Raw genomic sequence first — 15,677 nt, 5'->3', positions numbered from 1 at the left:
TTAGTCTGCCATAAACACTGCATACAACTCCATTGAGCTACGTAACGGATTATCGAATTCAAAAAAGCCTAGTCCTGCTCCAAGAAGCAGAATCTACGGTTACGGAAGTTGCTTATCAAGTTGGATTTCATAGTACAAGCTACTTTATTGAGAAATTCCGAAAATCGATGAAAATGACACCGTTAGCCTACAAAAAAGCAAGGTACCTCTCCTCCCCCTTGGCCGTCCAGCCCTGAAACGACAGGACCTAACTCCTCCTGGAGACTGATGCGAAAATACATCGGCTGCAGGATTTAACCTCTAACTGACTGGTATATAATGGAAGTTATAACCCAAACCATTCGATCGTTACCCGCGCAGTTCAGCGGGGCAACTAGCGGTTAGAAAGTAAGGAGAGGCAAGAATTGAAAAAGCTGATCGAATTCAAAAAGGTAACGAAGGAATACAAAATAGGAGAAGTGCCAATCAAGGCCCTGGATGGTGTTGACTTTTCCATATCAGAGGGAGAATTCGTCGTGATTCTGGGTGCAAGTGGTGCCGGCAAAAGTACGATTCTGAATATACTTGGCGGTATGGATACGGCTACCTCAGGTCAAGTGTTTGTGGGAGATCAAGAAATCACAAAATTCAACGAAAAAAAGCTTACAGAATACCGGGGTGAGAAAGTTGGCTTTGTATTTCAATTCTATAACTTAATTCCGAATCTAAACGCTCTCGAAAATGTTGAATTTGCCACGGAAGTATGTAAAAACCATCTCGATCCGAAAGATATTTTACATAAAGTTGGATTAACGGACCGTCTCAAAAACTTCCCTTCCCAGCTCTCAGGAGGAGAACAACAACGAGTGGCGATCGCTAGAGCTGTTGCCAAAAATCCTTTACTTCTGCTCTGTGATGAACCAACCGGGGCTTTGGATTATGTCACAGGCAAGTCCGTCTTGCAGCTTCTACAAGATTTGAACAAGGAAACGAAAAAGTGCGTCGTCTTGGTCACACATAATTCCGCCATAGCTCCCATAGCCGATAAAATTATCAAGGTGAAAAGCGGAAAGATAGAAAGCATAACGATGAATGAAGACAAGCAAAGCGTCGAAGGGATTGAGTGGTGATCGTGAAATTAGTTATCAAACTATTCAGGGATATAAAACAATCCGCAGGGCAATTTTTCGCTTTTGTTTTGATTATTGCAGTAGGAGCGTTTTTCTATGCGGGGCTGACCACCTTGAGTGACACTCTCAGCGCTTATACGAAGGCTTACTTTAAAGCACATAATATAGCTGACTTACATGTATATTACAGTCAAATTTCCAAGCAGGAGCTGGCTGGTTTAAGCGAAATCGAAGGCATTCATAAACTAGAAGGGCGCTACACCTTCGATGCCACGCAATCCTTTGCAGATTATAAAGCCTTATTAAAAATTCATTCGATCCCTGCAGATAATGAAATCAATACACCTGCTATCATCGAGGGTCGCATCCCGTCAAAAAAGGGTGAAATCTTGGTAGATTCCCATTATGCCAATGAACATCACTATCGTGTTGGCGATGAAATCCATTTACGCGCCAATGATAAACATGTGAAGTTTACCATTAGCGGCTTATGCGAGAATGTTGAATATGCCAAAAAGAACGCGATACAAGACCATAAAACCTACGGAGTAGCTTATATTAGCGAAGAATCGATACCTGAAATCGCTGGTGGCTTTTTCTATAATGAAATCCTGATCGATGCGAAAGACGGCTCCGATATGAATCAAGTAGGTAAATCCATTGAAGAACAGTCCCAAAAACTCACTTACCTAAATCAAGTCAGCAAAGAACGGACTTTCAGCTACTCCACGCTACATGCCACGATCCATAATAATCATTTGATGAGTAAGGTGATCCCTTTGGTTTTCTTTTTGATCGAAGCGATTATCTTATTTCTGACCATGTCGAGGATGATCGATTCTCAAAGAAATCAAGTGGGCATTATGAAGGCTTTGGGGGTGAAAAACAGAAGCATCATGCTTCACTACATGGGATACCCGGTACTGGTCGGTATCCTAGGCTCAATCCTGGGCTGTGCCATTGCCGCATTCGTTTTTGTTCCCTTCGTAACTGCGTCGAATGCAAAGGCCTACTCTCTGCCAGGCATTCAATTCTCACTTTCTCTTTTTTCAATCATTCCTCCCATCCTAATCTCTAGCGCGTTTGGGATGCTAGCCTGTTATCTGAGTGGTAGAACCATATTGAAAGAACGTGCGGCTCAAGCGCTCCGTCCTAAACCGCCAAAAACGACGAAAAAGATACTCCTCGAAAGAATTCCGGGTATCTGGGGTCATATTCCTTACAGCTACAAGCTCATTCTACGTAATATATTCCTGCATAAACAAAAAGCGCTGGCGAGCTCCATAGGCGTTGTAGTCAGCACCGTTTTATTGATGACGGCTTTCGGTACTCAATCGGCCTTGCAAAAAGTAGCGAACCAAATTGAAGATGTTTATACCTATGATCTAAGAGTGGATTATAAAATGGGAGCATCCCCGAATCCTTTTCAGCTGCCCTCCGGTATGAAAAACAGCTATTCTTTATCCACCTTACCTATTGAATTCAGAAACGGTAATGAAAGCGTAAAGGCAGATTTAGTGGTGACTGAAAGAAATAACTCTCTCATTCATTTCTTTGACGAAAACGATAATAAAATCCAACTGCAAAATAACGGAGTGCTGGTACCCAAATCCTACACTGATAAGTATCACATAGCTCAAGGGGATCTCCTCACCATTACGTTTACTGAACCGGCGTTGAAAAGGAAAACGGTTACGCTGAAGGTCGTACAGATATCTACTCAGTATTCGAATCCATCATTTACGATCACAGCTGATTATTTACAAAGCCTTGGGCTAGATTACCGTCCAACCTCGCTTGTAGTGGAAGCAAATAACTCGACAGATCTTATCAGCATCCGCAACTTCTTTGAACAAGATCCTCAAGTAGAGGCCATTGCTGGTAAGACGGATCTAAAGAAATCAGCTCAGTATATTTTGAAGCAAAACAGTTTTATCTTTATCATGTTTATCATTTGTGCTGTCATCCTCTCCTTTGGCGCCATCTATACGATATCTTCCATCAACATTTATGAAAGGAATCGTGAGCTTGCAACCCTTAAAGTGTTAGGCTATCAAAAATATAAAATAAACAGGCTGATATTTTTTGAAAACATCATCCTAACCGCATTTGCGGTAATGGCAGCTTTACCGATTAGCGGCTATATGTATGCAAATGTCGTAAAGGCACTATCTAGCGCCCATCAACAAATTCCGGATAAGCTTACCATTTCCGTTATGTTGGTATCCGTAATTCTGGCCTTTTTGCTCACCATCCTATCTAACTTTCTTCTTAGAAAAAAAGTCACGAAAATAAATATGATTGAATCATTAAAGAGTGTAGAATAACGGAGAAAATGAAAGGGGCTAACGATGTAGCCCCTTGTAGAAATTAATAGATATTATATACATTTTCACATTCTTCTCCGGTCGGCTGATAAAAACAATGAAGCTTGTATCGTCCTACGTGCGGCTGATTATACCAGGTCGGCGGACACGGCTGAGGAGCAGCAGCTGTTCCCGGACGAAAATACCAGAGGGCGTATTTGGCCGGCCAAAACCGCTCGCCATTCACAACCCGTCGCGCCAGACGGCGTTCTTTGTCTCTGGCCCTTTGGTAGTACATGCCATGTTGCAGAGCCTCAAACGCATGCGGCTGGTTGATCATTTGGGGAATCGTCCGGATCCCTTTAAAGTCAGAGCAATTCGCTCTTATTCGGTTAATCCCAACGTTTCCTACAAGGAGCATACCCATTTCGCCTTCACCTTCAGCTTCGGCTCGAAGCAATCTTGCCAACATGTCAATATCATTTTTCCTGGCTTTTACGACTGCCATTGGCTCACCTCTTTAGATTGTTCTAGGCCATCATATTGTAGGTGAAGCGGAAATGTTACGTTGCACATGTGCGGGCTACGCGGGAAAGTAGCCCTTTTTAAATATTTCGTACCATTCATTCAATTCGTCGCCTTCTAATACACCCAATCTCTCCAAGATGTGTCTTGAAAACTCCAGTGCGCCGCTTCCATTCGCGGTAATCAGATTCCCGTCAAGGACGGACTGACCATCTACATAATGTTGCTCTCCACTGTAATTCGGGGCTCCTTGCTGCAAATAAGGCAACGTATTGCCTGTATGTCTATGATGATCCAAATATCCATGGCTTCCTAAAAATGTGGTAGCATCACAGATCGCTGCGACAGGAATTTCCTTGTCAACACAATAGTCGACAATGACTTTCGCTTGCTGATTCTTTTCTTCTCTCCATCCCGTTCCACCAGGTATGATGAGCATGGCGATATCGGAGTCGGGATTGAAGTCTTTTACAGTGTAATCTGGAAGGACCGTTAGACCTCCCATCGAAACCTTGGGTTCCTGATCAATTGCGATTGTCTTTACACGATATCCTGTTCCTGGCTTGTTCAGCTCTGAGCTGACGTAACTTGCCTCCCAATCAGCAAAACCATCCGTTATAAAAAGTAACACTTCTCTCAAAGTGATTCCCTCCTAGTAGAGTTTTGTATATGTGAATCATAAACCAACTTCACTGACAATCATGGTCAGGAAAGATAAGTATTCTCTGATTTATTTTCGACTCAGCCGACGACATTCAGGTATCTGCCCTGATTTTCGCTCGGCTTTTCCTTTTCGTCCAGGATGGCGTGATTCGCCTGAGGACAACATTCATTTTTTATTCTTGAAACTTGGTGTATCGTCCAATGCAATTTCCTTCATTCTTCATACGATATTGCGATCATGATCAAAGGAGGATTAATATGGCCCAAAAAATGAGTGTTAGCCCACGATTCAGAAGACTCTGTGCCCAATTTGGAAGAATCCTTGGCGGTGAATCGGAAATTGAGGCAGGTCCTGTTTGTTTTGTCACGCGAATGACGAACTTGCGGGCGACGATCCTGGGTAGAAGAACGCACTCCCCTTTGGTTCAAATGCAAATGTTCTCGTTTGAATCTCTTGATAGTACGGGGCGCGCTCTTTGTTTGGGTGAGACTGCCGTCCATCAAAATCAAGTAAATCGATTGATGTCAAATCTCCGTAAACGCGGGATAAAAGTCACTGCGGTTCACAATCACTGGCTAAAAGAAACTCCTCGTCTGATGTATATGCATTGGGAAGCCGTTGAGAATCCGATTGTATTTGCTAGGAAAACCAAGGAATCCATCGCTTTCTTGGGTTGATGAGGCTGTCTGATTATCATAATACGAAAGGATGATTTCGTATGGCGGCACAAGTGAAAGCAAGTCCCCGTTTTAGAAGACTATGCAACCAATTTTCAGCCATTTTAGGCGGAACTGAGCATGAAATAACAAAGGGTCCGGTTTGTTTTGTCACCAGAAACAGGAGAATTAACGCCGCAATTTTAGGAAGACGTACCACATCACCATTGGTCCGGTATCAACTGTTCTCCTTTGAATCATTGGACAGTTCAGGTCGCGCACTCTGTTTAGGAGAAACGGCCCTCTTCCAAAACCAAGTAAATCGATTACTGTCAAATCTTCGCAAAAACGGGGTCACAGTGACAGCAGTTCATAATCACTGGCTGTTTGATAACCCTCGTCTTATGTATATACACTGGGAATCTATCGATAATCCCATTGCATTTGCAAGAAAAGTGAAACGTTCTATTGCTTTCTTAGGATAATATTTAGGTATTGTACAAAGATGAAAGTGTTTTCATTTTTCTCTATGAGGGGTTTTTGCCCCCTCTATTTTTTATTGTCGAATCCACCTCTCAGGGCAAACGATTCTTGAAAAAAATGTTAAAATTGATTCTAGAAGAACCATTTGAGGGGGCAAGACAGCATGTTTATCGTAAACGTAGAAGGTGCTATCTGTAAGGATGAGAAATGGCTTGTGATTACGCGAAGCAGTAAGGAAGAGCATGCAGGCGGGACTCTATCTCTTGTCGGGGGAAAAGTAGACGTAGAAGGAAACACGCTCGACATCCTGGAACGGACTGTAAAAAGAGAGCTGTATGAGGAAGTTGGCATCGAAATAAAAGATGCTGTCACTTTTGTATACAGCTCCTCGTTTGTAACAGATGATGGAGGCAACGTGATCAACGTGGTCTTCCTTTGTGAATATGACAAGGGCACGGCACATTGCAAGAGCCCCGATGAAGTTGACGCAGTACATTGGATGACCTACGACGAAATCATGAATCATCCCAAAGCTCCACCTTGGACAAAAGAGAGCATCAGAAGAGTCGCGTTAGCACGGAGTCTGTACCGTCATTTGAAAGGAGTGAATCAAATTGAATATCCGGAAAGCAGAAGCTCATGAGGCTAGCTATTTAAGCGATCTTTCCTTTCGTTCCAAAGCCTACTGGGGTTACAGTGAAGAGTTTATGGAAGCTTGTCGGGACGATTTAACCGTTTCTCCTGAATATATTGCTTCTTCTCTCGTCTATGTCATAGAAGATGGCGACACCATAAAAGGGTTTCTCGGTCTGGAACGAGAAGGCGATTCTTGCTTGCTGAAAGATCTATTTATCGAACCGGAAGCGATTGGCAAGGGATATGGCAAAGCGTTATGGAGATACATGCTGGAGTGGCCAAGGATTTGGGTATTCATAAAGTTACGATCCATAGTGAACCCCATGCAGAAAATTTTTACCTTTTAATGGGGGCAAAGCGGGTTGGAGAAATAGAGTCGACGGTTTTCCAGGGTCGAAAATTACCCTTGCTCGAGATTGAAATCAGAAGTCATTTGTAGGACACAACCAGTGAACTTCCCGCCCATGTGGAGAGCTTTATTTGATAAACCCTGACTGGGAGGTTTTGCATTGCATGCAGAATGAGAAGATAGCCAGCATCGTCTCCACATTCCCCTGCTTTGCCGCTATTCCTCATGAACAATGGCAGAATACGGAGGCAGCCGTGATCACGCTGCCCGCCCGTCCGGTTATCGAGGAAGGACATATTTTTCAACATGCCTCCTTCGTTTTAAGCGGAAGTGTGCGAATCTACAAAATAAGCCCAACCGGGAAAGAATTGACGCTGTATCGGGTAAAAAGGGGAGAAGTATGCGTCATTATGATGGCAAGCATTCTCGGGGAAACAGGGTACGAAGCTATTGCGGAGACGGAAGAGGATACGGAATTGCTCGTGCTTCCCGTCGCCTTGTTTAAACAATGGATGGATACATACAAAGATCTCAATCAATTTATTTATCGTCTTTTTATCAAAAGAATGATTTCCGTTACCAGTCTCATTGAGGATATGACATTCCTGCCGATGGATCGCAGAGTAGCGGAACTGCTGCTTCGCAAGACGAACCCCCATTTTGAAGCACCGCTCTATGTCACCCATGAGTCATTGTCCCTGGAATTGGGTACGGCAAGAGAAGTGGTCAGCAGAGTGCTCAAGGAATTCGAGAGGCTTGGCTGGATTCGATTGGGGCGAGGCAAAATTTCGATGCTGAAACGCAGCGAACTGGAAAAACTGTCTCAAGTAAAGTGACTATGTCACAGAAGTGGATTGTTTTCATCTCTTACACTAAACACAGGAGGGATGAAAACGATGAAAAATGTTGGTTTATTGGATCGTATCATACGACTCATATCGGGAATTGCTCTCTTGTCTATGCTTGTGTTTGTCAATGGCACCTGGAAATACGTGGGGTTGCTCGGGATTCCACTGATCCTGACTGGTGTGCTAGGAATGTGCTTGGTCTATCGAATACTCGGCGTGCACACATGCTCCGCCAAAGTGTAGACAAAGGAGATGAGTGAAATGAAGCCCTACTACTCCCCGGAACATTTACAACGGATTCCCGATTTAATGAAAGTAAGCCCCGAGGCAGCCGCGTCCTATCTGCATTTCGAGAAACAAGTCTATCAAACAGCCCATGCATTGCCGCAAAAAACAAAAGAATTGATCGCGATCGCCACGGCCCATGTTGCGGGATGTCCCTATTGCATTGATGTTCATGTGAAGAAATACAAGGCTCTCGGAGGCACCATGGAGGAAATCGTGGAAGCACTTCTCGTTGCGGCAACAACCCGAGCTGGAGCGATCCTCAGCCACGGCGTCAACGCGCTGCTCTCCTATGAAAAAGAAGATGCTGATGCGCCTCAGCACGGATCTCAAGATGGTCCCGAGTGTTTTTGTTAAGAACTCCCCCCTTCCTTATACAAACAAACCTGACAGGGAAAAATAACCAGTAAATCCATGCATCCACACTCGAGGAGGGTCGTGATGACTGACACCACGTTTGTATACGTGATTTACATGGCAACAACACCTGAAAAACTGTGGGAGGCTTTGACGAGCAGCGATTTTACGGAACAGTACTTCTTCGGCAGCAAGATCGAATCCGATTGGCATGAAGGCTCCCCCATTACGTATTCAAGGAACGGACAGGTTAGCGATTACGGAACGATACGAAAGTGCGAGCCATATCGCCTGCTTTCTTTTACATGGACCTATGTGGCCGATCAGGCCTCCCGCGAGCAGCCTTCACTGGTCACATTTGAGCTTAAACCAATGGATTCAACAACAGTAAAACTAACCCTGAAACATGAAAATCTGGTCCCTGCCGATATTGTAGATCGGGACGATACCTTCGAGGGACTAAACAATGGATGGCCCGCCATTCTGAGCAATCTGAAGAGCTTGCTCGAGACGGGAAAGACCTTGCCTCCCATATCCCTATAACGAAAGAGAGCTGGTATGGTATGAACAACCTGACGAAAATGAAAATAGAAAGACCCGCAAATGAAGTATTCGAAGCCTTCGTAGACCCTGAAAAAATCGGCAACTTCTGGTTCTCTTCCAGCTCTGAGAGATGGGAACAAGGAAAGATCATTACATTGCGATATGAGGAATACGCTGCGCAAGGGGATATTACGATCCTGGAAATAAAGAACAATAATAAGATCGTATTCGAGTGGGGGGAAGGCCATGTGGTTACGATTACGCTACATGAGCTGGATCATTCAAGCACCATTGTAGAAGTGAATGAAGAAGGTTTCCGCGAAACAGATGATGATTTTATTCACCAATTGGTAGACAACAAAGAAGGCTGGGTCTATATGTTGACCTGCTTAAAAGGCTATTTGGAATTCGGCATTACGAAATTGCGAGCTGGGTTAGTGAAGTAATGTGACCGATGAGCTATTCGGGCAAGGTACCACTTGAAGTTGGTACTACTCTCTTTCCCTTTTCCCCACTAAAATCGTTATAGGTAAAAACATGCTATGATTTGGTGGGGATCTGATGAATCTCGTTCTATTATTTCTTGGACCAACCTTGATGATCTTTTTGGGTTTGCAAATCATGAGCAGCGTACCCGTCACATTTCTGCTTTTTTATGGGTGGCTGTTTGCTGTTCCCGCTGTGGAATGGTTCGTAATCAAAAGAAAAACGAGAAAAGAAGCGTTCAGACAGATGGGTCTCGTATTCAATCGTAAAAATGTCTACCACGGCATTGCAACGGGACTTCTTTTCTTTTTGACGATACTTCTTGCGGGATATTTCTTCCACGGCTTTCTTTTTGATCACGATGATCTGCAAGCCTTATTGGCAGACTGGCAATTTTCCGGCGATCTCGTCATATGGCTCATTCTGGTTTTACTCGTCATCAATCCATTTCTCGAGGAAATCTACTGGAGAGGCTATTTTATAAAAAAGCTGGAAGGAAAACGGTCTGTACGGACCATCATTCTGCTTACCTCGCTGTTTTACAGTCTTTATCATTTCCTTTCCATCATCCCTTTGTTTAGCTGGCCGTATAATATCATGATGGTCCTTCCTGTTTTTATCGCCGGCATGATATGGGGATACATGCGGTACAAAGGCAATTCCCTGATGGGTTCGATTGTCAGCCATATCCTCGCAGATGCAGGAATTATGGCAGTTTACATACTGTTCTTGCGATGAATCTGTAACGTACCGAATCGAAACGACTGAAAAGAGGTTTTGGGGAATGGTTGAAATAAAGCTTCATACGGAACGACCCATAGATGCCCTTCTCCTCATTCCGTTATACCGGCATGTCGGATGGTGGCCGAATCGCCGAGCCGTCGCTAGTCTCTTTCTACAGCCGCAATCTGTTTTCCCCAAGCCGTTCTCAAGTCGTGATGCATAGAAAGTGAATACATGGGCAAGGGCGGACAATATTGTCCGCCCTTCTGTTTTCGATAAATCTCCCACTCACTTCTTTATCAGGTGCGCATGTGGGGGTTGTATACTTTTTGATTCCTATTTCGTTCTAGTAGCGAAAGGAGGTAGGAGATGAACTGGCAGGATCGAGAATGGGTCCAAAATCAAATGAATCGTCTGTACCTATATTTGGTAAAGATGGGTGCGAACCGCGAAGATGCAAAAGACATCGTACAGGACACCTTTACCAAAGCCTTTCTATATGCGGACTCTGTTCCCTCCGATAAATGGGCGTCATGGCTTTTCAAGGTTGCAATTCATGCTTACTACGATCTTTGTCGCAAAAAACGAAGACAAGTACCCTGGATTGCCGAACCGAACCTGATATCAAACGACGGTCTTCCGGAAAAAACACTGTTATCAAAAGAATCCCAGCAAGAAATAGAGGCTGTGTTCCAGCAGCTATCGCCGACCTATAAGGAATTGCTGGTGCTGAAGTACGAAAAAGAGATGAGCTACCGTGATATGGGAACCTTTCTGCACATGAAAGTAGATAAGGTAAGGACGTACTTATCCCGTGCCAGGAAGCGTTTTTCAAAGTATTACAGGAGGGAATCAGATCATGAGTGATCACGAAAAAAATAGAATAGAAAGCGGCCCCTTTGATATTCAATCTGTAAACGATGTATGGAAAAAAGCAAGACGGAAAAGCATGGTTCGAAACATCATCATCTCTATGATTGTAAGTATCATGGTGCTGATCGGCGGATACATCGGGAACCAATTACTTGCCAATGATCGAGGTTGGGATGCTTTTACACCCATAGAATTGAATGAAAAAATTATGGGACCAAACGTCTATTTGGCCCGCCCTCAATTCCGTTACGAATTTTTAGGCGGAACATTGAGCTACCATACGTATAAGGTCATCGAGAATCGTGTCATCCCTTGGGGCGATCATCACTATTCCTTCCATATCTTTAACGGGCAAGCTACTCCACTCATGGGCGGAGGCCGAGGCGTTCAAGTGAATGAAGGGGATCAGTTGAAGCGTTTTTACAACGAATCAAGCGGTGAAAGAGAAATGATGTTTTTTCATCCGTCTGTTTCTTTCAAACAGTCTATCGATGATTTATCGCTCTTGGATCAGATGAATGATGATGCCTATTTGGAGTTCGCCCTGTCCTTCGATAAGGGATACACGCTCGATCAGGTGAATGAAATGATGCCCCAAAACGTCCATTCCACCTGGTACTGGGCAAATAGTTTTCTGGAGGGTGATCTGGAGATGCTGAAAGAATTGCAGGAACCTTTACGAGCTGACAGTCTATATGGCTTCCAAGCGTATCGGGACAGGCTGAACCCCGTCCAAAAAACGACAGAGGAGCAATTCATGAAGGATGTTCTAAGCGTCGCTTCCAGCAAAAACATCTATTATTCCGAGCCTGCCCAGAAGGCCTACGAGGCGATAAAAGAAAATCAGAAAACCGGTATGATCATCGGCATCGTCGTGACGGGGACGAGAGATCAGTTGAAATCTTTGCAAGGATTGCCGTTCATTAGGGCGGCTTCGCTTGGGGCAACGGTCGATAAGTATTAAGATCATCAAATGGGCACTTTCCACATTCTCTTATTTTTTTCGAGAATGTTGGCAAGTGCCTATTTCATAGTTACGCACCAAGAAAAACAAAATGCAGCAAGTTTAGAAAGTTCATTCAAATTAAACCATATGTTTATCCGATAAATAATAGTAAGGAGTGATGACGATGAAACTGACGATCAGGACGAAGCTCATTGCAATTACAGCATTCCTCTTACTGATTCCGAGTCTTCTTATTGGCCTGTCAGGCTATGTTACAGCCAAGAAGAATTTGGATCAGCTTGGGTCTGCCGGATTAAAGAACAATGTCAAGTTGGCTTTGGATGCGATGGAGGCTTTGAATGATGAGGTTCAAAAAGGAACGTTATCGATACAAGAAGCACAAGAAAAAATGAAAGAAAAACTGATCGGGCCACTCCAGTCGGACGGTACTCGTACGATCGAAAATGAAGTGGACATGGGCGAATACGGTTATTTTTTCGTTTTGGACAAGGAAGGAATGGCCGTTGCTCACCCAACGCTGGAAGGAAAAAATCTATTCGACTCCCAGGCGCCAGACGGCATGTATACGACGCGGGAAACGATCAAAGCGGCCGAGAACGGGGGCGGGTTTGTCACTTTTGACTTTCCATTGCCTGGAAAGGACCAGATTGCGCCGAAAATCGTCTATGCCGAAAAAGATCCTGCATGGGGATGGATTGTGGTCTCCGGAACCTATCTCATGGACTTTAACCGCGGGGCGAATGATCTCCTCGTCACATTGGCGATCGTTTTGGGAACAGCCATCATACTGGGCTTGTTCCTCATCATCTGGTTCTCGGGCCATCTATCGAAACCCATCCGACAGGTGACAGAGCACGTTGCCAAAATTGCGGAAGGTGATCTCTCCGCTGAAAAGCTCCGTACCAAAAACAAGGATGAGATCGGTCAATTGACTGATCACGTCAATCAGATGAGCTCCAATTTGAAACAGATGATTGAACAAGTCTCCAGTGCTTCCATGCAAGTGGCTGCCACCTCGGAACAGCTCTCCGCCAGCAGCGAGCAAACCAGCCGTTCCGTAGAACAAGTGGCAGGCTCTATCCAGGAGTTGGCTTACGGGGCAGACACGCAAATGAATAAAGCAGAAGCGTCGAATGAAGCGATCGCGAGAATCTCCGATGACTTGAAGCAAATCTCCCTTTCCATGGAAAAAGCCGACCAGTCCTCCAAAGTGACTGCGAAAACGGCGGAAAACGGAGCCGATGTCATCGCGAAAACGATCAGTCATATGCATACCATCCAAAACGAAACCGCTTCAACTGCCGAATTGATCAATCAGCTTGGCAAAAAATCAACGGAAATCACGACGATTTTATCGATGATAACCGAAGTAGCGGCACAAACCCAGCTGCTCGCGCTGAATGCTGCCATCGAAGCTGCTCGAGCTGGCGAGCACGGCAGAGGGTTCGCCGTCGTCGCGGACGAAGTGAAAAAGCTGGCTGAGCAGTCAGAGAAATCGGCCAACCAGGTCGGAATGTTGATTCAAGCCATCCAAAAGGACATCGATCAATCCGTGCATGCAATCAATAAAGGGCACGTCTCCGTGAATGAGGGCCTCCAGTTGGTCAATGGAGCCGGAGAAGCCTTTCAACGTATCACAACTGGTGTCCATGACGTGCTGGTTCAAATCGGCGAGGTGTCAACAGCTCTTCAAGCCAATGTGAACGAGTTTGGAGCCATGGCGGAACTGATAGAGGAAACGACGAAAATTGCCATCGAATCGGCAAGCCACACTCAAAATATCGCGGCAGCTGCCGAAGAACAGACGGCTTCCATGCAAGAGATCGCCGCTGCTTCGGATACACTCGCCAAAATGGCAGAAGAATTGCAAGAATCGGTGAAGGCGTTCAAGCTTTGACCGAATGAGTCCGCTGCATTGTTAGAATGCGGCGGACTCACTTTTTTCTGCTCTACTTCCGATACCACTTGGGCACGATCCGTTCAAAGCAGTCGTGATCATCCATCACCTTGCGTATCTTCCCCATCATAGAGTCCAGCTCCTCTGGCCTCACTCTCAGAATCCAGACCACGGATGAGATCAATGTCATAGCCAGATAGAGCGAATACAACCGCCAAAACTCATCCCTAGGCTCGTTGAAATCATGGTATCCCTGGATTTGCCCAATACAGAACGGCACGCTTGCCTCCGCGCTAAACATCCCTGCCTTTAAAAACTCATGTATCGGATCTCCCCAGTCGTACCTGTTGAAATCAATCACACCTGAAAACTTGCCATCCTTCACAACCAAATTTCCGACATGGTAATCATCGTGTTGGAAGAGATTCGGCCTATTCTTCATCAGGTGCACATTCCCGTCGATAAAGGATAACAGGCTGCTCTCCTCCTCGATCGCAACCCCGCATTTGGCGTATTCGGCACGATTGCGGGCATATTTGGCAGACATTCTTTCATGCCAGGACCCCACGCCGTCGTCTGTGCAAGGAATCTGATGAATCTTTCTCAGCTCCAGGCCAGCTTGTACGCCAATGTCATACTGCTCCTTTTCAGAAAGAAGCGGCAGCACTTCGGAAGCTTCCTCTCCCTCGATGTAGGAAACAATCATGTATCCGAGCCCCTGGCTTGGCAGGACACCGCTCTCAATCGGCTTGGTGCATCTTACGCTGATTTCCTCCATCCGCTGGAGCATCCGGAATTCTTCCTTTTTGCTTTCTTCATGCTGAATGCCGTAGGCTCGCAGTACGTATCGGGGAATTCCCACATGATCGTATACGATGTATTTGCGATCGCTCGAGTACCCCTTTTGGATTCGTTCCAGCCTGTAGCGGTTGCGCAGCATGGGAATCCCATCGAGGAGCATTCCCGCTTCGTTCGTTGCATCACTCATGTTGATCCCCACTTCCTGCTTAATTTGATTTCTTGCCTACCGCAAACTTGTTCAACATTTCCTCTGCTGCAGGTTCCCTTAAGCAGACCAGTGAGACGGTCTTTCGAGTGACGGCGGTATTTTCGTGTGTGCATCGCCCTTCGCTGCATTCAGCTGCGTTTGCGTAAGGAAGATACTCTCGGTCAGATCGGCTCCGCGGAGATCTGCATCTCGAAAATCTGCGCCGATGAGGTCTGCTGCACGGAGATCTGCGCCACGAAGGTCCGCAGCGATCAGATATGCTCCACGAAGATTGGCACAACGCAAATCGGCACCCTTGAGCTTGGCGCCGATGAGGTCGACACCTCGGCCGTATTTCTTCTGACGGCCTTTTGCCCCCTTGTTTTGACGCTGGGCCTCCTCTCGTACGAGCTCGCTTGTCCGCAGCAGCAGAACATTCACATCAGCCCGGTGTGCCGCTACGTCCAGTTTCCCAAGCGCGTCCGGATTGAGGTGGGTAAGGCGCATTGTTTCATCGAACGCCTTCTGGAGCTCTTCGCGGATCTCCGCGGCTGGCTTGAGTGTCAGAGCTTCACTCAGGTACCACAGCAGCTCATGCAGCTGCCACATGATCGGGAATACCTCGAACATCTGCTTCGCCTTACCTGGTTCTTGCCGCCAGTCACGTCCGCCAAACGTCATTTGCGACACCTTTTGTCCGGCACCGAAGCAGTCGTAAACCGTACATCCACGAAGGCCCCGCTCCCTCAGGCTGCTGTGAACGCCGCAGCGGAAGTCCTCCTGCAGGTTTTGGCAAGGCTTCCCGGCTTCCTTGTTCATCGCAAAGTCGGAAGAGGCTGCAAAGGGGAGCGCGACACAGCACAGACCAAAGCAGTTCTCGCAGTCCCCTTGCAAAGTTGAGTGTATATGGTTGTTATCTTGGTTCGCTGCCATGCTGCAGACTCCTTTCGCACATGGGGTTTCCTGTCAGTGGCTACATCCC

The 15,677-nt window shown here is 45.8% G+C and carries 19 protein-coding genes and 1 pseudogene; 16 read left to right on the top strand and 4 right to left on the bottom strand.

The annotated features are described in order from the left end of the window. Window positions 1–17 precede the first annotated feature (17 nt). The 3 genes and pseudogenes from EDM58_RS24995 to EDM58_RS24985 all read left to right on the top strand — a co-directional run. A pseudogene (locus EDM58_RS24995) lies at window positions 18–236 on the top strand (helix-turn-helix transcriptional regulator); the annotation flags it as partial. Window positions 237–404: 168 nt separating this feature from the next. Further along, on the top strand, window positions 405–1,109 hold the full coding sequence (locus EDM58_RS24990; protein ID WP_122915746.1) for an ABC transporter ATP-binding protein: 705 nt from the start codon (window positions 405–407) through the stop codon (window positions 1,107–1,109). Window positions 1,110–1,111: 2 nt separating this feature from the next. Beyond that, entirely contained in the window at window positions 1,112–3,436 is a 2,325-nt protein-coding gene (locus EDM58_RS24985) for an ABC transporter permease (protein ID WP_122915750.1), read from the top strand. Window positions 3,437–3,479: 43 nt separating this feature from the next. Here EDM58_RS24985 and EDM58_RS24980 read toward each other — a convergent pair whose 3' ends face one another. Beyond that, window positions 3,480–3,923, bottom strand: coding sequence for a cell wall hydrolase (locus tag EDM58_RS24980; RefSeq protein ID WP_023556253.1), 444 nt, complete (start codon window positions 3,921–3,923; stop codon window positions 3,480–3,482). A gap of 75 nt (window positions 3,924–3,998) precedes the next feature. Next, entirely contained in the window at window positions 3,999–4,580 is a 582-nt protein-coding gene (locus tag EDM58_RS24975) for a type 1 glutamine amidotransferase family protein (RefSeq protein ID WP_122915745.1), read from the bottom strand. 281 nt (window positions 4,581–4,861) lie between these two features. Between EDM58_RS24975 and EDM58_RS24970 the strand changes: the two genes are divergently transcribed. The 13 genes from EDM58_RS24970 (at window position 4,862) to EDM58_RS24910 (ending at window position 13,707) form a co-directional block, all read left to right on the top strand. After that, window positions 4,862–5,281, top strand: a complete 420-nt coding sequence (locus tag EDM58_RS24970; RefSeq protein WP_122915744.1) for a DUF1259 domain-containing protein — start codon at window positions 4,862–4,864, stop codon at window positions 5,279–5,281. A 41-nt stretch (window positions 5,282–5,322) separates the two neighbouring features. Then, the gene (locus EDM58_RS24965; protein WP_122915743.1) at window positions 5,323–5,745 is read left to right on the top strand and encodes a DUF1259 domain-containing protein; all 423 of its coding nucleotides are present in this window, start codon (window positions 5,323–5,325) and stop codon (window positions 5,743–5,745) included. Between the two features lie 161 nt (window positions 5,746–5,906). Then, complete coding sequence (locus EDM58_RS24960; protein ID WP_122915742.1) at window positions 5,907–6,386, top strand: NUDIX hydrolase; 480 nt, start codon at window positions 5,907–5,909, stop codon at window positions 6,384–6,386. Continuing rightward, on the top strand, window positions 6,358–6,726 hold the full coding sequence (locus EDM58_RS24955; protein ID WP_342769056.1) for a GNAT family N-acetyltransferase: 369 nt from the start codon (window positions 6,358–6,360) through the stop codon (window positions 6,724–6,726). Before EDM58_RS24960 ends, EDM58_RS24955 begins: the two co-directional genes overlap by 29 nt. Window positions 6,727–6,892: 166 nt before the next feature. After that, window positions 6,893–7,564, top strand: a complete 672-nt coding sequence (locus EDM58_RS24950) for a Crp/Fnr family transcriptional regulator (RefSeq protein ID WP_122915741.1) — start codon at window positions 6,893–6,895, stop codon at window positions 7,562–7,564. Between the two features lie 60 nt (window positions 7,565–7,624). Continuing rightward, window positions 7,625–7,819, top strand: coding sequence for a YgaP family membrane protein (locus EDM58_RS24945; protein ID WP_122915740.1), 195 nt, complete (start codon window positions 7,625–7,627; stop codon window positions 7,817–7,819). A gap of 18 nt (window positions 7,820–7,837) precedes the next feature. Continuing rightward, window positions 7,838–8,218, top strand: a complete 381-nt coding sequence (locus EDM58_RS24940) for a carboxymuconolactone decarboxylase family protein (protein ID WP_425455640.1) — start codon at window positions 7,838–7,840, stop codon at window positions 8,216–8,218. An 84-nt stretch (window positions 8,219–8,302) separates the two neighbouring features. Then, the gene (locus tag EDM58_RS24935; RefSeq protein ID WP_122915738.1) at window positions 8,303–8,761 is read left to right on the top strand and encodes an SRPBCC family protein; all 459 of its coding nucleotides are present in this window, start codon (window positions 8,303–8,305) and stop codon (window positions 8,759–8,761) included. A gap of 20 nt (window positions 8,762–8,781) precedes the next feature. Then, entirely contained in the window at window positions 8,782–9,207 is a 426-nt protein-coding gene (locus EDM58_RS24930) for an SRPBCC family protein (protein ID WP_122915737.1), read from the top strand. A 115-nt stretch (window positions 9,208–9,322) separates the two neighbouring features. Beyond that, window positions 9,323–9,985 carry a CPBP family intramembrane glutamic endopeptidase gene (locus EDM58_RS24925; protein WP_122915736.1) on the top strand — a complete coding sequence of 221 codons (663 nt, stop codon included), beginning with the start codon at window positions 9,323–9,325 and terminating at the stop codon, window positions 9,983–9,985. Between the two features lie 354 nt (window positions 9,986–10,339). After that, the gene (locus EDM58_RS24920; protein WP_122915735.1) at window positions 10,340–10,837 is read left to right on the top strand and encodes an RNA polymerase sigma factor; all 498 of its coding nucleotides are present in this window, start codon (window positions 10,340–10,342) and stop codon (window positions 10,835–10,837) included. Continuing rightward, entirely contained in the window at window positions 10,830–11,807 is a 978-nt protein-coding gene (locus EDM58_RS24915; RefSeq protein ID WP_122915734.1) for an anti sigma factor C-terminal domain-containing protein, read from the top strand. The genes EDM58_RS24920 and EDM58_RS24915 overlap by 8 nt, the downstream gene beginning before the upstream one ends. Before the next feature lie 166 nt (window positions 11,808–11,973). Then, on the top strand, window positions 11,974–13,707 hold the full coding sequence (locus EDM58_RS24910; RefSeq protein WP_183187622.1) for a methyl-accepting chemotaxis protein: 1,734 nt from the start codon (window positions 11,974–11,976) through the stop codon (window positions 13,705–13,707). A gap of 52 nt (window positions 13,708–13,759) precedes the next feature. Here the strand turns inward: EDM58_RS24910 and EDM58_RS24905 are convergent, their stop codons facing one another. Together EDM58_RS24905 and EDM58_RS24900 are read right to left on the bottom strand one after the other, a co-directional pair. Further along, entirely contained in the window at window positions 13,760–14,695 is a 936-nt protein-coding gene (locus tag EDM58_RS24905; protein ID WP_122915732.1) for an aminoglycoside phosphotransferase family protein, read from the bottom strand. A gap of 78 nt (window positions 14,696–14,773) precedes the next feature. After that, on the bottom strand, window positions 14,774–15,628 hold the full coding sequence (locus EDM58_RS24900; protein ID WP_122915731.1) for a pentapeptide repeat-containing protein: 855 nt from the start codon (window positions 15,626–15,628) through the stop codon (window positions 14,774–14,776). Window positions 15,629–15,677 lie beyond the last annotated feature (49 nt).

The organism is Brevibacillus panacihumi (assembly GCF_003710985.1).
In the GTDB taxonomy this organism is placed as follows: domain Bacteria; phylum Bacillota; class Bacilli; order Brevibacillales; family Brevibacillaceae; genus Brevibacillus; species Brevibacillus panacihumi.
Note: the sequence above shows the minus strand (reverse complement) of the source record. Positions and strands in the feature narration are given on the sequence as shown.

What these genes read in the sequence shown, in the direction of transcription:
- EDM58_RS24935 (WP_122915738.1), top strand. Translation starts at nt 8,303, where the DNA reads ATGACTGACACCACGTTTGTATACGTGATTTACATGGCAACAACACCT.
- EDM58_RS24960 (WP_122915742.1), top strand. Translation starts at nt 5,907, where the DNA reads ATGTTTATCGTAAACGTAGAAGGTGCTATCTGTAAGGATGAGAAATGG.
- EDM58_RS24950 (WP_122915741.1), top strand. Translation starts at nt 6,893, where the DNA reads ATGCAGAATGAGAAGATAGCCAGCATCGTCTCCACATTCCCCTGCTTT.
- EDM58_RS24910 (WP_183187622.1), top strand. Translation starts at nt 11,974, where the DNA reads ATGAAACTGACGATCAGGACGAAGCTCATTGCAATTACAGCATTCCTC.
- EDM58_RS24900 (WP_122915731.1), bottom strand. Translation starts at nt 15,628, where the DNA reads ATGGCAGCGAACCAAGATAACAACCATATACACTCAACTTTGCAAGGG.
- EDM58_RS24925 (WP_122915736.1), top strand. Translation starts at nt 9,323, where the DNA reads ATGAATCTCGTTCTATTATTTCTTGGACCAACCTTGATGATCTTTTTG.
- EDM58_RS24905 (WP_122915732.1), bottom strand. Translation starts at nt 14,695, where the DNA reads ATGAGTGATGCAACGAACGAAGCGGGAATGCTCCTCGATGGGATTCCC.
- EDM58_RS24970 (WP_122915744.1), top strand. Translation starts at nt 4,862, where the DNA reads ATGGCCCAAAAAATGAGTGTTAGCCCACGATTCAGAAGACTCTGTGCC.
- EDM58_RS24930 (WP_122915737.1), top strand. Translation starts at nt 8,782, where the DNA reads ATGAACAACCTGACGAAAATGAAAATAGAAAGACCCGCAAATGAAGTA.
- EDM58_RS24940 (WP_425455640.1), top strand. Translation starts at nt 7,838, where the DNA reads ATGAAGCCCTACTACTCCCCGGAACATTTACAACGGATTCCCGATTTA.
- EDM58_RS24945 (WP_122915740.1), top strand. Translation starts at nt 7,625, where the DNA reads ATGAAAAATGTTGGTTTATTGGATCGTATCATACGACTCATATCGGGA.
- EDM58_RS24980 (WP_023556253.1), bottom strand. Translation starts at nt 3,923, where the DNA reads ATGGCAGTCGTAAAAGCCAGGAAAAATGATATTGACATGTTGGCAAGA.
- EDM58_RS24920 (WP_122915735.1), top strand. Translation starts at nt 10,340, where the DNA reads ATGAACTGGCAGGATCGAGAATGGGTCCAAAATCAAATGAATCGTCTG.
- EDM58_RS24965 (WP_122915743.1), top strand. Translation starts at nt 5,323, where the DNA reads ATGGCGGCACAAGTGAAAGCAAGTCCCCGTTTTAGAAGACTATGCAAC.
- EDM58_RS24915 (WP_122915734.1), top strand. Translation starts at nt 10,830, where the DNA reads ATGAGTGATCACGAAAAAAATAGAATAGAAAGCGGCCCCTTTGATATT.